The sequence below is a fragment of the Acidovorax sp. AC410 genome (assembly GCF_979253235.1).
In genome coordinates this window covers 6,692,392-6,706,255 of record NZ_CEEDCG010000001.1, presented here as the reverse complement: position 1 = coordinate 6,706,255, position 13,864 = coordinate 6,692,392, and the positions used below count along the sequence as shown (strand labels likewise).

General features: G+C 66.7%; 11 protein-coding genes and 1 other RNA gene. 4 read left to right on the top strand and 8 right to left on the bottom strand.

Going from position 1 to position 13,864, the window contains the following annotated elements; genetic code table 11:
- Window positions 1-29 precede the first annotated feature (29 nt).
- The 3 genes from pheA to gyrA all read right to left on the bottom strand — a co-directional run bounded on the left by pheA (window position 30) and on the right by gyrA (window position 5,095).
- Window positions 30-1,127 carry a prephenate dehydratase gene (gene pheA / locus AC0IZS_RS31125; RefSeq protein WP_471639195.1) on the bottom strand — a complete coding sequence of 366 codons (1,098 nt, stop codon included), beginning with the start codon at window positions 1,125-1,127 and terminating at the stop codon, window positions 30-32.
- A gap of 52 nt (window positions 1,128-1,179) precedes the next feature.
- Window positions 1,180-2,289 carry a 3-phosphoserine/phosphohydroxythreonine transaminase gene (serC, locus tag AC0IZS_RS31120; protein WP_471639194.1) on the bottom strand — a complete coding sequence of 370 codons (1,110 nt, stop codon included), beginning with the start codon at window positions 2,287-2,289 and terminating at the stop codon, window positions 1,180-1,182.
- A 142-nt stretch (window positions 2,290-2,431) separates the two neighbouring features.
- Window positions 2,432-5,095, bottom strand: coding sequence for a DNA gyrase subunit A (gyrA, locus tag AC0IZS_RS31115; protein WP_471639193.1), 2,664 nt, complete (start codon window positions 5,093-5,095; stop codon window positions 2,432-2,434).
- A 222-nt stretch (window positions 5,096-5,317) separates the two neighbouring features.
- Between gyrA and ompA the strand changes: the two genes are divergently transcribed.
- From ompA to ssrA, 4 genes are all read left to right on the top strand, one after another.
- Complete coding sequence (ompA, locus tag AC0IZS_RS31110) at window positions 5,318-5,965, top strand: outer membrane protein OmpA (RefSeq protein ID WP_471639192.1); 648 nt, start codon at window positions 5,318-5,320, stop codon at window positions 5,963-5,965.
- Window positions 5,966-6,149: 184 nt separating this feature from the next.
- Entirely contained in the window at window positions 6,150-6,878 is a 729-nt protein-coding gene (gene ubiG / locus AC0IZS_RS31105) for a bifunctional 2-polyprenyl-6-hydroxyphenol methylase/3-demethylubiquinol 3-O-methyltransferase UbiG (protein WP_471639191.1), read from the top strand.
- 22 nt (window positions 6,879-6,900) lie between these two features.
- The gene (gene gph / locus AC0IZS_RS31100; RefSeq protein ID WP_471639190.1) at window positions 6,901-7,590 is read left to right on the top strand and encodes a phosphoglycolate phosphatase; all 690 of its coding nucleotides are present in this window, start codon (window positions 6,901-6,903) and stop codon (window positions 7,588-7,590) included.
- Window positions 7,591-7,602: 12 nt separating this feature from the next.
- Window positions 7,603-7,989, top strand: a transfer-messenger RNA (tmRNA) gene (gene ssrA, locus AC0IZS_RS31095).
- 95 nt (window positions 7,990-8,084) lie between these two features.
- Here the strand turns inward: ssrA and AC0IZS_RS31090 are convergent.
- Genes AC0IZS_RS31090 through AC0IZS_RS31070 form a run of 5 tightly spaced genes read right to left on the bottom strand, consistent with a single transcriptional unit; the run spans window position 8,085 to window position 13,553 of the window.
- Window positions 8,085-8,567 carry a DUF2127 domain-containing protein gene (locus tag AC0IZS_RS31090; protein WP_471639189.1) on the bottom strand — a complete coding sequence of 161 codons (483 nt, stop codon included), beginning with the start codon at window positions 8,565-8,567 and terminating at the stop codon, window positions 8,085-8,087.
- 42 nt (window positions 8,568-8,609) lie between these two features.
- A complete protein-coding gene (locus AC0IZS_RS31085) occupies window positions 8,610-9,203 on the bottom strand; it encodes a DUF2894 domain-containing protein (protein ID WP_471639188.1) in 594 nt (197 codons plus the stop codon).
- Complete coding sequence (locus tag AC0IZS_RS31080) at window positions 9,200-9,850, bottom strand: OmpA family protein (protein WP_471639187.1); 651 nt, start codon at window positions 9,848-9,850, stop codon at window positions 9,200-9,202. The genes AC0IZS_RS31085 and AC0IZS_RS31080 overlap by 4 nt, the downstream gene beginning before the upstream one ends.
- Window positions 9,847-12,780, bottom strand: a complete 2,934-nt coding sequence (locus AC0IZS_RS31075; protein ID WP_471639186.1) for a DUF802 domain-containing protein — start codon at window positions 12,778-12,780, stop codon at window positions 9,847-9,849. Before AC0IZS_RS31075 ends, AC0IZS_RS31080 begins: the two co-directional genes overlap by 4 nt.
- Window positions 12,777-13,553, bottom strand: a complete 777-nt coding sequence (locus AC0IZS_RS31070; protein WP_471639185.1) for a DUF3348 family protein — start codon at window positions 13,551-13,553, stop codon at window positions 12,777-12,779. The genes AC0IZS_RS31075 and AC0IZS_RS31070 overlap by 4 nt, the downstream gene beginning before the upstream one ends.
- Between the last annotated feature and the right edge of the window lie 311 nt (window positions 13,554-13,864).

Genomic DNA, 13,864 nt, shown 5'->3' with positions numbered 1-13,864 from the left:
GGCCGGGCGTTGGGCGGTGCGCGTTGGCATCATGGCGCGACCGGGTAGGTGCCCAGCACCTTGTAGAAGGCGCACAGGCTGCGCAGCTCTTCGAGTGCGCGCGCCACGTGGGGCTGGGCGGGGTGGCCGTCCAGGTCGATGTAGAAGTAGTACTCCCACTGGCCGGTGCGCGCCGGCCGCGATTCGAAGCGCGTCATCGACACGCCGTGGGCCTTGAGCGGCACCAGCAGGTCATGCACTGCGCCGGGCCGGTTGGGCACCGAGACCACCAGGCTGGTGCAGTCCTTGCCCGAGGGTGGGGGCGTCTGCAGCGTGTGCGGCAGGCAGATGATGGCAAAGCGCGTGCGGTTGTAGGCGTCGTCCTGGATCGCGTGCGAGACGATGTGCAGGCCGAACTGGGTGGCAGCGCGTTCGCTCGACAGCGCGGCCCAGGTGGGGTTGGTGGTGGCCAGGCGGGCACCTTCGGCATTGCTGGATACCGGGCGGCGCTCGGCATGCGGCAGGTGCTTGGACAGCCAGGCCTGGCACTGGGCCAGGGCCTGGGGGTGGGCCATGACCACTTCGATGCCGTCGAGCGAATTGCTGGTGCGCAGCAGGTTGTGGCGCACCAGCAGGCTCACCTCGCCCACCACGTGGGTGGGGGTGTGCAGGAACAGGTCGAGCGAGCGCGTGACCACGCCTTCGGTGGAGTTCTCCACGCCCACCACGCCGTACTGCGCGCTGCCTGCGGCCGTGGCATGGAACACCTCGTCGAAGTTGGCGCAGTACATCAGGTCGGCCGCGCCGCCGAAGAATTCGATGGCGGCCTGCTCGCAGAAGGTGCCCTCGGGGCCGAGCACGGCCACGCGCTGGGGCGATTCGAGCGCCAGGCAGGCGGACATGATCTCGCGCCAGATGGCGGCCACGTGCGCGCCCTTGAGCGGACCGGGGTTGGCGGTCTGGATCTTGTCGATGACCTGGGCCACGCGGTCGGGCCGGAAGAACGGCGTGCCCTCGCGCTTCTTGACCTCGCCGACCTGTTCGGCCACCAGGGCCCTCTGGTTGAGCAGCGTGAGCAGTTGCTGGTCGATGGAGTCGATCTGCACGCGCAGACTGGCGAGATCAGGGGAGGCTTGCGGTTGGGTCATGAAAGGGGCAACTTTTCTGGCGGGCGTCCGGCGGAAGGTGGAGGGAGGAGGCTCAGGCGCGCTTTTGTTCAAATTCTCGCATGTAGTCCACCAGCGCCTGTACGCCGGCCAATGGCATGGCGTTGTAGACGCTGGCGCGCATGCCGCCCACGGACTTGTGGCCCTTGAGCTGCAGCAGGCCGCGCTCGCGCGCGCCGGCCAGGAAGGCGTCGTTGCGCGACTCGTCGCGCAGGAAGAAGGGGATGTTCATGCGCGAGCGGCAGTTGGCGGCCACCTTGTTCACGTACAGCTGCGAGGCATCGATGGCGTTGTAGAGCAGTTCGGCCTTGGCGATGTTGCGCCGCTCCATGGCGGCCACGCCGGTCAATTCACCCTCGCGCTGGCGCAGCAGCCACTGGAAGGTCAGGCCCGCCACGTAGATGCCCCAGGTGGGCGGGGTGTTGTACATGGACTCGTTGTCCGCCACGGTCTTGTAGTCGAAGGCGCTCGGGCAGGCAGGCAGGGCGTGGCCGAGCAGGTCTTCGCGCACCACCACCAGCGTCAGGCCAGCGGGGCCCAGGTTCTTTTGCGCGCCGCCGAAGGCCAGGCCCACGCGCGACCAGTCCACGCTGCGCGACGCCACGTGCGACGAGAAGTCGATGACCAGGGGCGCGTCCGAGCCCAGCGCCTTGAGGTCGGGCAGTTCGTGGAATTCGATGCCGTTGATGGTCTCGTTGCTGCAGATGTGCAGGTAGCTCGCGCCGCGGCTCAGGTTCCAGGTGGCAGGGGCGGGCAGCGTCGTGAAATCGCTGTCCTGGCTGCTGGCGGCGATGTTGACTTCGGAGGCGTACTTGCGTGCCTCCTTCTGCGACTTCTGGCTCCAGCTGCCGGTGACCACGAAATCCACCGCGGCGGCGCGCGAGAGGTTCAGCGGCACGATGGCGTTCTCGGCCAGGCCACCACCCTGCATGAACAGGATCTTGAAGTTCGCCGGCACGGCCAGCAGGCTGCGCAGGTCGGCCTCGGCCTGCTGGTAGATGGACAGAAACTCCTTGCCGCGGTGGCTCATCTCCATCACGCCCATGCCGCTGCCATGCCAGTCCAGCATTTCGGAGGCGGCTTGCTGCAGCACTTCGGCGGGGATGGCGGCGGGACCGGCGGAGAAGTTGTAGGGGCGGTTCATGTCAAGCAAACGGAAAGGTGATGGCTGTCTCGATGGGCTGGCGGCCTGCGCCGCTCTGGCCCGCATTACTTCATGCTGTGCCCGGGGTGCATGGCGCGCAGCACCCGGTGGGCCCGGGGTGCCGCCGCGCGCATGCGGTCCGTCAGGATTCGGAGGGACCGTCGGTGTCCGGCGCGGCATCGCTGCCGGTATCCGCCGCGCCGCCTTCGCCCTCGATCACGTTGGCATCGTTCTCGACGATGCGCTGCAGGCCGCTGAGCTGGGAGCCTTCGTCCAGTGCGATCAGCGTCACCCCCTGCGTGGCACGGCCCAGTTCGCGGATCTCGGAGACACGGGTGCGCACCAGCACGCCCTTGTCGGTGATCAGCATGATCTCATCGTCGGCATGCACCAGCGTGGCGGCCACGACCTTGCCGTTGCGCTCGCTCTGCTGGATGGCGATCATGCCCTTGGTGCCACGGCCATGGCGTGTGTATTCGACGATGCTGGTGCGCTTGCCGTAGCCGTTCTCGGTGGCGGTGAGCACGCTTTGCGTCTCGTCCTCGGCCACCAGCATGGCGATCACGCTCTGGCCGTCTTCCAGCGTCATGCCGCGCACACCGCGGGCCTGGCGGCCCAGGGGGCGCACATCGTTCTCGTCGAAGCGCACGGCCTTGCCGCCATCGCTGAACAGCATCACGTCGTGCGCGCCGTCGGTGAGGGCGGCGCCGATCAGGTAGTCGCCGTCATCGAGGTTGACGGCGATGATGCCGCCCTTGCGCGGGTTGCTGAATTCGTCGAGCGCGGTCTTCTTCACGGTGCCCATGCTGGTCGACATGAACACGTAGCGGTCGGCCGGGAAGGTGCGCATGTCGCCGGTGAGTGCCAGCACCACGTTGATCTTCTCGCCCTCTTGCAGCGGGAACATGTTCACGATGGGGCGGCCGCGCGAACCGCGCGAGCCCGCCGGCACTTCCCAGACCTTGAGCCAGTACAACCGGCCGCGGTTGGAGAAGCACAGGATGTAGTCGTGCGTGTTGGCGATGAAGAGCTGGTCGATCCAGTCGTCTTCCTTCGTCGCCGTGGCCTGCTTGCCCCGCCCGCCGCGCTTTTGCGAGCGGTATTCGGACAGCGGCTGGCTCTTGATGTAGCCGGTGTGGCTGAGCGTCACCACCATGTCGGTCGGGGTGATCAGGTCTTCGGTGGACAGGTCCTGCGCGCTGTACTCGACGATGCTGCGGCGGGCGCCCAGCTTGGTCTGGCCGAACTCCGTCTTGATGGAGGTGAGCTCTTCGCCAATGATGGTGGAGACGCGCTCGGGCTTGGCCAGGATGTCCAGCAGGTCTTCGATGACCGACATGACTTCCTTGTACTCGGCCACGATCTTGTCCTGCTCCAGGCCCGTGAGGCGCTGCAGGCGCATCTGCAGGATTTCCTGGGCCTGGGTTTCCGACAGGCGGTACAGGCCGTCCTGTCCCATGCCGAATTCCTGCTCCAGGCCATCGGGGCGGTAATCATCGGCACTCACCACGCCGCCATCGGCACGGGTGCGGGTAAGCATCTCGCGCACCAGTTTGCTGTCCCAGGGGCGGGCCATCAGCTCGGCCTTGGCCACCGGCGGGGTGGGGGCGTTGCGGATGATGGCGATGAAGTCATCGATGTTGGCCAGGGCCACGGCCAGGCCTTCGAGCACATGGCCGCGGTCGCGCGCCTTGCGCAGCTCGAACACCGTGCGGCGGGTGACCACTTCGCGGCGGTGTTGCAAAAAGACGCTGATCAGGTCGCGCAGGTTGCACAGGCGGGGCTGGCCTTCGATCAGCGCCACCATGTTCATGCCGAAGGTGTCCTGCAGCTGCGTCTGCTTGTACAGGTTGTTGAGCACCACCTCGGGCACTTCGCCGCGCTTGAGCTCGATCACCAGGCGCATGCCCGACTTGTCGGACTCGTCCTGGATATGGCTGATGCCCTCGATCTTCTTCTCATGCACCAGCTCGGCCATGCGCTCCTGCAGCGTCTTCTTGTTGACCTGGTAGGGCAGCTCGTCGACGATGATCGCCTGGCGCTGGCCACGGTCGATGTCCTCGAAGTGGCACTTGGCGCGCATCACCACCTTGCCGCGGCCGGTGCGGTAGCCGTCCTTCACGCCGTTGATGCCATAGATGATGCCGGCCGTGGGGAAGTCCGGTGCGGGGATGATCTCCATCAGCTCATCGATCGTGGCATCGGGGTTGCGCAGCATGTGCAGGCAGCCATCGACCACTTCGTTGAGGTTGTGCGGCGGAATGTTGGTGGCCATGCCCACGGCGATGCCGGATGAGCCATTGACCAGCAGATTCGGCAGCTTGCTGGGCAGCACGATGGGCTCCGTCAAGCTGCCGTCGTAGTTCGGGCCGAAATCGACAGTGTCCTTGTCGATATCGGCCAACATTTCGTGGGCAATCTTGTCAAGGCGAATTTCGGTGTACCGCATTGCAGCCGCGTTGTCGCCATCGACCGAACCGAAATTGCCCTGACCGTCAATCAACGTGTGGCGCAGGCTGAACGGCTGTGCCATCCGCACGATGGTGTCGTAAATGGCAGAGTCCCCGTGGGGGTGGTACTTACCCATCGTCTCGCCAACCGCCTGAGCACTCTTGCGGTACTTGCTGTTGTAGTTGTTGCCCATCTCGTGCATGGCATACAGCACGCGCCGGTGTACGGGCTTCAAGCCATCTCGCGCGTCGGGCAGAGCGCGGCCCACGATCACGCTCATTGCGTAGTCGAGGTAGCTGTTGCGCATCTCCTCTTCGAGGCTGATGGGCAGGGTTTCTTTGGCAAACTGGGTCATAGGGCGGCGGTGACGGCGAAGGAGAATCATTTTAGAGGGGAAAGCGTGTAGCGCTCCCGCAACATATCGTCGCAATTACGGTTTTGTCCTACGGGCCCCAATGCGGTGCGGGCGCTTTTGCCCAGTTACGTATGGCACAATCGTTTGAACGCTTTGGGTGATGGTCACCTCAAGCGTCCTGATTCGCAGCGCGGCTGCGGCTTTTTCCCCAAGAGGAGAACCATGAAGAAACTGAACAAAGTGGCGATGTTGTTTGCCTCTGCAGCGCTTGCAACCGCCGCTGGCGCACAAACTGTTGACAACTGGAGAGACGCTTCTGGCCAACTGGTTTGGAAGAACGGCACCAACGAATACTGCTGGCGCAATGCCAACTGGACGCCGGCTACCGCCGCTCCAGGCTGCGATGGCGCCATTGCCGCTCCGGCACCCGCCGCTGCTGCTCCAGCTGCAGCTCCTGGCGCTGCTCCAGCTCCAGCTCCAGCACCAGCTCCAGCTGCTCAGCCACCAGTGATGGCCAGCAAGGTCACCTACGCTGCTGACGCATTCTTCGACTTCGACAAGTCGGTGCTGAAGGCAGAGGGCAAGGCCAAGCTGGACGACTTGGTCTCCAAGGTCAAGGGCATCAACCTGGAAGTCATCATCGCCGTGGGTCACACCGACTCCGTGGGCTCCGATGCTTACAACCAGAAGCTGTCGGTCCGTCGTTCCGAAGCCGTCAAGGCTTACCTGGTGTCCAAGGGCATCGAAAAGAACCGCGTGTACACCGAAGGCAAGGGCGAAAAGCAACCAGTGGCTGACAACAAGACCGCTGAAGGCCGCGCCAAGAACCGCCGCGTGGAAATCGAAGTGGTTGGCACCCGCGCCAACTAATCTCTCGATTGGTTCGCACCAAGAAAGCCCCGGCAACGGGGCTTTTTTTCGTCTGGACCTTCCCTGTTTTTGTACGGGTACGAAACGCGGACCCCTGGGTGGCCAGTGCGTGCTCTTATATATGGGCAGCAAGAGCATTCCCTTGGGGATTGGGCCCGATGCAGCATCGTTGACAATGCACACCATGAGCGAAGAAACGACCATTACCCCTCCCCTCAATGCCGACCCGGCCGAGCTGGCCAAGTTTTCCGCGCTGGCCCACCGCTGGTGGGATCCGGAGAGCGAGTTCCGCCCGCTGCACCAGATCAACCCCCTGCGCCTGGACTGGATCCACGCCCTGAGCGGCCTGGGCGGCAAGCGCGTGCTTGACGTGGGCTGTGGTGGCGGCATCCTGGCCGACTCCATGGCGCGCAAGGGGGCCGACGTGACAGGCATCGATCTGGCCGCCAAGGCGCTGCGCGTGGCGCAACTGCATGCGCTTGAAGCTGGCACCAAAGGGGTGCAGTACCGCGAGATCAGCGTGGAGGCCCTTGCGCTGGAGCAGCCCGCCAGCTTCGACGTGGTGACCTGCATGGAGATGCTCGAGCACGTACCCGACCCGGCCTCCGTCGTCAAGGCCTGCTCCGAACTCGTCAAGCCCGGCGGCTGGGTGTTCTTCTCCACCATCCACCGCAATGCCAAGGCGTTCATGCTGGCCATCGTGGGGGCGGAGTACGTGCTCAACATGCTGCCACGCGGCACGCACGAATACGCCAAGATGATCCGCCCGAGCGAGCTGGCATCGCACTGCCGTGCTGCAGGCCTGGATGTGCTGCAGACCCGGGGACTGGAATACAACCCGATCACCAAGCGCTATTGGCTGAGCAACGACACCAGTGTGAACTACATGTTTGCGACACGGCGCGCCGCCTGATCCGACCCGAAAGCCTTTGCCAGTGACGACATCTTTCCCCAGCCCCGTATTCCACAACATCCGCGCCGTGCTGTTCGACCTGGACGGCACCCTGATCGACAGCGCCCCCGACCTCGCCGCCGCCGCCGACAAGATGCGCACCGACCGCGGCATGGAATCCCTGCCGCTGGCGCGCTACCGCCCCATGGCCGGCGCCGGAGCGCGCGGCATGCTGGGCGAGGCCTTCGGCCTCAAGCCCGAGGATGCGGAGTTTGCCGCCCTGCGCGAGGAGTTCTTCGCCAACTACGAAGCGCGCATGACGGTGCTCACCGAGATATTCGACGGCGTGCCGGCACTGGTCGAGGCGCTGCAGGCCCGGGGCCTGGCCTGGGGCGTGGTCACCAACAAGGCCATGCGCTTCACCGACCCGCTCACGCGCGCCATGCCGCTGTTTGCCAGCGCGGGCGCCGTGGTCAGCGGCGACACCACGCCGCACGCCAAGCCGCACCCGGCGCCACTGCTGGAGGCGGCGGCGCGCTTGAAAATCGACCCCAGCCATTGCATCTACGTGGGCGATGATGAGCGCGACATCATCGCGGGCCTGGCCGCCGGCATGGGCACCGTCGCTGCCACCTACGGCTACCTGGGATCCGCCCAGGCGCCGCATGCCTGGGGCGCACATGCTGCAATTAAATCTCCCTCCGAGCTCTTGCAACTGCTGGGACAGGCCTAAAATAGGAAGTCTGGGGCTGTCCTGGTTTCGACGTGGGTTCGGAGTCAGTGTGGTGCATGTCGAGCTTGATTCACGCTCGTAAATCTCGATTTAACAAACTAACTGCAAACGACGAACGTTTCGCACTCGCTGCTTAATTGCCAGTGAGCCTTGCAACAGTTGGCCGATGGGCTGGGCAAGGGGGTTCTGAGCAATCAGCGCCTCCCGGCTGCAAGGATAATTACATGGGCTGGCTCCAATCCGGGTACCTTGGGTTGGGGCGAGATTCAAGGGTACTGGCGGCCGGTGTAGCGTGCGACTGCGCGACACAGGCGGCGAGATCCAAATCAGACCGCTAAACATGTAGATCTGCCTGGTGAAGGCTTGCGGACGCGGGTTCAATTCCCGCCAGCTCCACCACCTATTGACCAAAGGCGCTCATCCTGACCGGATGAGCGCCTTTTTCTTGGCCAATGCCTGCCAGTTCGCGTCAATTGGCGTGGATTGGGGCTCGTTCACCCCTGCCGGCGCCGCCACAGTTGCTGCCCCAGAAATCCCACGACGACCAGGTTGGCGAGCACCACGGCGGCCGACGCCACGCTCGGGTGGTGCGCGAAGTGCCACAGCTCGAACGGGACGTACAGCGCGCCAGACAGCGCGCCCAGCCATTCTCCCCACCACCGGTCCTGCCACAGGCCATAGGCCTCGGCGAAGCGCACCAGCACATAGGCTGCGGCGGCCAGTAGCAAGGGCTTGAGGTCGGTGCCCATCAGGTGATCGATGTCGGTGAGGACCATGGCCGGATAGCGGTCGCCGGGCGCGAGGCCGATGTGCCCGATCAGCGAGGCCACGATGTGGTGCAGGTCGTGGTGCTGCAGCCCCACGAATCCCAGGCTGGCCGCCAGGGCGGCAAAGCCCTTGAGGGCCTCGAAGGCGGCGATGGCGCGCAGTGCCTGGCGATGCGGTGGCGGGGCGTCCCCAGGCGTTGGCGGGTTCATGCCCGGCATGGTAGCCGCAGGGCGCGCTTGCCTGTCGCTCGATTACCGCCTGGTGCGGTTCGGGCGGGGCGCCCTGGGCGCCGGGCGCGCCAGATCGGCATTGGTCTGCTCCAGCCAGAGCAGCGCATCCATCTGTGCCATGAACCGGCGCAGGTAGTCCGGCGAAAGGGCGCGCATCAGGCCCAGCGAGCGCAGCATGAGCTTGTGCGAGTTGAGCGGGCCTGCGTTTTCGGGCGCCTTGTGCAGCGCCTGCGTGACCTGCTGGTCGGCGGAGATCTTGGACCAGACCTCGCTGAACTGGCGCACGCTTTTCATCTCCGACATGCTCGCGCTTTCGCTGGTGCGCACGTGGTCGGCCTCCGCCCGCGCGCGCGCAGCCAGGTCGCGGTTGAGCAGGGACAGGGGCGAGTCCGTTGTGCAGGTGGCCGGGGATGCTGGTGGTGTGGCGGGTGCAGTGCCGGCCCGCGCGGCGTAGTCGGCCACGGCGGCCTGCAGGCGTTGCTGCAGCAGCGCCTGCACGGCGGGTGGCTGCGTCTGCATGCGCCGCGCCAGTGCCTCCAGGTAGTGAAAGCGCGCGGCGTCGTGGCCGTCGCTGCCGTCGGCCTTCAATGACTCCAGCGTGGGCTGCTCGCTCATGGTGGCTTGGGTTGGGGGGCCTTGGGAACCGGGGCCATCTCCACGCGGCGGTTCTGCGCGCGGCCCTTTTCGTCGGCGTTGTCGGCCACGGGCTGCTCGGCGCCGAAGGCGGCGGCGAACACCTGGGACGAGGGCATGCCTTCTTCGGCCAGGGCGCGCGTCACGGTCAGCGCGCGCTGGGCCGAGAGTTCCAGGTTGTCGGCAAAGCGCTGGTTGCCGCCGCTGCGCAACAGGGTGTTGTCGGTGAAGCCGCTCACCATCAGCATTTCGTCGCGTTCGCGCAGGTACACCAGCAGGGGTTGCACCAGGGTCGTGAGCAATTGGCGGCCTTCGGGTCGCAACTCGGCCGAGCCTGCCCCGAACAGCACGCTGCCGCTGATGCCGATGCGGCCGTTGCTCACCGTCACGCGGCCGCTCGCCAGGGGGATGGCCAGGGCTTTTTCCAGCGCCATGCGGCGCTGCTCTTCCATCTGGCGCTTTTCCACTTCCTGCTTGAGGCTGGCGACCAGGTCGATCTGTACCACCAGCACGCCCACCAGGATCAGCACGAAGGCGCCCAGCAGGCCGGCCATCAGGTCGCCGAACACGGCCCATACGGGGGCGGTCTGCTCGGTGGCGTCGTCCAGCGTGTCGTCGAAACCGGTCACGCGGCCACCCCTTGCGGGGCCGCTGCAGCGGCCTGGCCGTGCAGTCGGCGCAGGTCTTCGACGATGCCTTGCTGCGAGGAGATGCTCAGGTCGATCACCTCGCGCGCCTGGGCCACGTAGTAGGCCAGTTGCTCATCGCTGCGGCCCAGGGACTGGCCGATGGCGCTTTCGATGCCCTGCAGGCCCTGCAACAGCTTGTCGTTGCTGGCGGTGAACAGGCCCACGCCATGGCTGAACGACTCGCCCAGGCTGGCCAGTTCCACGGCGCTGGCGGCCACATGCACGGCCACCTCGTCCACCTTGCCAGCCTGCGTGCCCAGGGCTTCGCTGAACTGCTGGCCTGCCTGCGTGAGCACCTGGGCGGCCGAGCCGACCAGCGATTCGATGGCCGCGCGCTGCTGTACGGCGGCCTCATTGACGGAATACAGCAGCGTGGCGAGCTGGTCCATCATCGCCGTGCGCTCTTCCAGCGCGAGGTTGTCGCGCTCGCCCAGGCGCGTCATCTCCTGGCGCAGCTGGGTGATGACCTCGGCTGCGGCCTGCGGCACGTCGGACGCCGTCTGCAGCAGGCGCGTGAGCGGTGCTTCGAGGGCCGAGCCCAGCGTAGCCAGGTGCCCGGCCACGGCGGTCTGCAGCGTATCGAGCCGGTCCACGGCCGCCTGGCCACGCGCGGCCTCGTCATCGCGCAGGGCCGCCAGCTCGGTGCGCCACACGCTGGTGAGCGCCTCCATGCGCTCGCCCTGGGCCTGTTCCCAGCGGGCTTCAGCCTCTACGCGCGTGCGCAGCAGCGCGTCGGACTGCTCCATCACGCGGGTGGTGCTGCCCAGGGTCTGCTGCACCTGGTCGGACATGCGCTCGGTCAGTTGGGCGGCCGTTTCCTCCAGCGTGCGGTACAAGCCCTGCTGCTGTTCTGCGGCCTGGGTGCCCGCGCGTTCCAGCTGCGCCGTGACGGCACCCGCCATGCCCTCCATGGAGCGGCTCCAGGTCTCCAGGCGCTGCTGGTCGGCCTGCACCTGGGCGGTGTGCGACTGCGCCACGGTGTCCTGCAGCGACGCCAGCAGCGCACCCGCGCGCTGTTCAAAGGACTGCGTGGCGGCCTGCAGTGCGCGGTCGAGCTGCGTCGCGGCGCTTTCCAGGGCCTGACCCACGGCGCGCTGCTGCTCCACCGTCTGGTGGCCTGCGCGCTGCCATTCGGCGGCCAGCGTGCCGGCCATGCCTTCCATGGACCGGTTCCAGCCTTCCAGCCGCTGCTGGTCGGCTTGTGCCTGGGCCGTGTGCGATTGCGCCACGGTGTCCTGCAGCGATGCCAGCAGGGCGCTGGCGCGCTGCTCGAAGGATTGCGTGGCAGCCTGCAGTGCGCGGTCGAGTTGTGTGGTCGCGCCTTCGAGGGCCTGGCCCACGGCACGCTGCTGCTCCACCGTCTGGTGGCCTGCGCGCTGCCATTCGGCGGCCAGCGTGCCGGCCATGCCTTCCATGGACCGGTTCCAGCCTTCCAGCCGCTGCTGGTCGGCCTGTGCCTGGGCCGCGTGCGATTGCGCCACGGTGTCCTGCAGCGATGCCAGCAGGGCGCTGGCCCGCTGGTCGAAGGCCTGGTGGGCGGCTTGGAGGGTGCGCTCAAGCTGGCTGGCGGCCCCGACCAAGGCCTGGCCTGCTGCGTGCTGCTGTGCAGCCGCCTGTGTGCCGGCGCGCTGCCACTCGGCTGTGAGCGCACTGGCCGTGTGGTCCATGGATCGGTTCCAGCCCTCCAGGCGCTGCTGGTCGGCCGCCGCCTGGGCTGCGTGGGATTGGTCCACTGTCTGCTGGAGCGCGCCCAGCAAGGCGCTGGTGCGCTGTTCGAACCCCTGGGTCACGGTCTGCAAGGCGCCATCGAGCTGCGCCACCAGCGTGCCCTGGGTCTGTGTGTGGCTGTGCAGGGCATCGGTCCAGGTGGCGGCCACCTGGCGCGCCGTCCCTTCCCACTGGGCGGACAGGGCCTGCATCTGCGCATCGGTGGCCTCGCGCAGGCGCTGGTGCGAGCGCTCGGCCTCCTGCGCCAGGGCGGCCATGGCCTGCTCGACCACGGGGCGGATGGTGTCGCCCGCCTGGCGGGCACTGGTAGTCAGGCTCTCTTGCAGCGACGCGCCCACGGTGCTGGCCAGCGTGGTGTACGCACTGGCTGCCTCGCGGTGAAAGCCCTGCTGCTGGGTGAGCAGTTGCTCATTGAGCTGCCCGTGGCGGTGTTCCAGGCCCTCCACCAGGCTCTGCAGGCGCTCGGCAATCAGCGGCATGGCCTGGGCCTGGGCCTGCAGGGCGGCAAACATCGCTTCGCGCCTGTGCGCCGCCGAGAAGGGGCGCAGCAGGGTGGCAATGCGGGTGTCGAGCAGGCGCAGCACCTGCAGGCGCTCGCGCCGGGCGATGGCGGACATCAGGCCCAGCATGGCCGAGGTGGCCACGCCGGCCACCGAGGTGCCGAACGCCAGGCCCAAACCCTTGATGGGCGCGGCCAGTGCCGCGCGGATGGCTTCGAGGTTGGACGATGCCTCCAGCGCGAACACGGCGCCATTGAAGGTGACCACCATGCCCAGAAAGGTGCCCAGCATGCCCAGCATGACCAGGAGGCCCACCAGGTAGGGGGTGAGGGCGGGGCCGGGCAGTGCCACGCGCTCGCCTTCGATGCGCTGGCGCACCGGTGTGCGCAAGGCGGGGTGCAGGCGTTCCAGCCAGGCCCCCAGGTCTGTCTGCGGCTGGGCCGGGTCGTCCGCCAGCGCAGCGGCAAGCGAGGTGCTCGCCGAGCGAAATTTCACCAGCTCATAGGCGCCCAGCAGGTACACGCTGGCAATCACGCCGGTCATCGCCAGCGCCAGCGGGCTGGTCCCCACGAAGCCCCAGGCCACCCATCCCACCACCGCCAGGCCGGCTGCAAACACGCCGGCCGTCACACTCTTGTTCATTCCTGATTACCTGTTCTTCTGTTCTCGTTGCGGGCTGCTTCCAGCAGCCCCATGATCGGTTGCAGGCGCACCTGCATCTCGGCCAGCAGCAGGGCCTGCAGGTCCTGCTCGAAGCTGGCCAGCCAGCCGCCGGCCCTGCGCCAGCGCTGCGGGTCATCGGCCTGGCCCGATTCCTCAAGCCGTGCCTGGTGGGCCTTTCGCAGCTGCACGAAGCGCCGTTCCAGGTGGCCGGGCAGGGAGGCCCACAGCCGCTCTTCGCGTGCGCCCAGCATCTGTGCCATCACCCCGTCCAGCGCCGCCAGTTGGCGCAGTGCCGCCGAGCCCTTGAGCAGGCCGGCCCGCACCTGTGCGCGCAGCGCCACCAGGCGCGTATCCATCTGCTTTTGCAATTCCAGGTAGCGTGGCCCGTGGGCGGCGAAATCGGCCTGGACCGACGGATCGGGCTGCTCGACGGGCGTGTTGTCGGCACGCTCGCGCACGGGCCGCGCCGGTTTGGCCGGCACCGTGGCCAGGCGCATCAGGTCGGTCTTGGTCTTCTGGAAGAGTTCCTCCAGTGCCAGCGGGTCCAGGGCCGGTTCCTGGGGCGCCGGTGCCTGGGTGGCGTGGGTTTCTATGGAGCGCAGTGAGCCGTTGAGCTCGACCGCATCCACCACGCTCAGCCACCGGCCCAGTTGCTCGGCCACATCGTTGCTCGCCTGGGCGCGCTGCGCCTGCGTCCATTGCGCAAGCAGGACGACGAGGCGTGAACTATCGAGTCGATGGGGCAGAGACATCCGGGGAAAAGACCAATCCACTGCGCCATGCCTCACTGGAGAGGCTGGCATCGGGGGCGGTCCCCGGTGGGCAAAACCGCGTATTTTCGTTCATATGGACCCCGATCCTGAAAAGCGGGTCCCTGGCGTTGCAGGTGTTACATGCAAGGCCGCCTTGAAAACGGGCGTTGGAAGTGAAAATTCGATAAGCCGCTGCAAATTTGACCATTGCGGCGCCATGTGCTGCCAAAGCTCTTCAACGGCCGCCAGGGTGATGGAGGGGCAATATTCGGATGCGGGAATGCGCTGGCCGACTGCTGTATAAGCAATCA

What these genes read in the sequence shown, in the direction of transcription:
- pheA (WP_471639195.1), bottom strand. Translation starts at nt 1,127, where the DNA reads ATGACCCAACCGCAAGCCTCCCCTGATCTCGCCAGTCTGCGCGTGCAG.
- serC (WP_471639194.1), bottom strand. Translation starts at nt 2,289, where the DNA reads ATGAACCGCCCCTACAACTTCTCCGCCGGTCCCGCCGCCATCCCCGCC.
- gyrA (WP_471639193.1), bottom strand. Translation starts at nt 5,095, where the DNA reads ATGACCCAGTTTGCCAAAGAAACCCTGCCCATCAGCCTCGAAGAGGAG.
- ompA (WP_471639192.1), top strand. Translation starts at nt 5,318, where the DNA reads ATGAAGAAACTGAACAAAGTGGCGATGTTGTTTGCCTCTGCAGCGCTT.
- ubiG (WP_471639191.1), top strand. Translation starts at nt 6,150, where the DNA reads ATGAGCGAAGAAACGACCATTACCCCTCCCCTCAATGCCGACCCGGCC.
- AC0IZS_RS31090 (WP_471639189.1), bottom strand. Translation starts at nt 8,567, where the DNA reads ATGAACCCGCCAACGCCTGGGGACGCCCCGCCACCGCATCGCCAGGCA.
- AC0IZS_RS31085 (WP_471639188.1), bottom strand. Translation starts at nt 9,203, where the DNA reads ATGAGCGAGCAGCCCACGCTGGAGTCATTGAAGGCCGACGGCAGCGAC.
- AC0IZS_RS31075 (WP_471639186.1), bottom strand. Translation starts at nt 12,780, where the DNA reads ATGAACAAGAGTGTGACGGCCGGCGTGTTTGCAGCCGGCCTGGCGGTG.
- AC0IZS_RS31070 (WP_471639185.1), bottom strand. Translation starts at nt 13,553, where the DNA reads ATGTCTCTGCCCCATCGACTCGATAGTTCACGCCTCGTCGTCCTGCTT.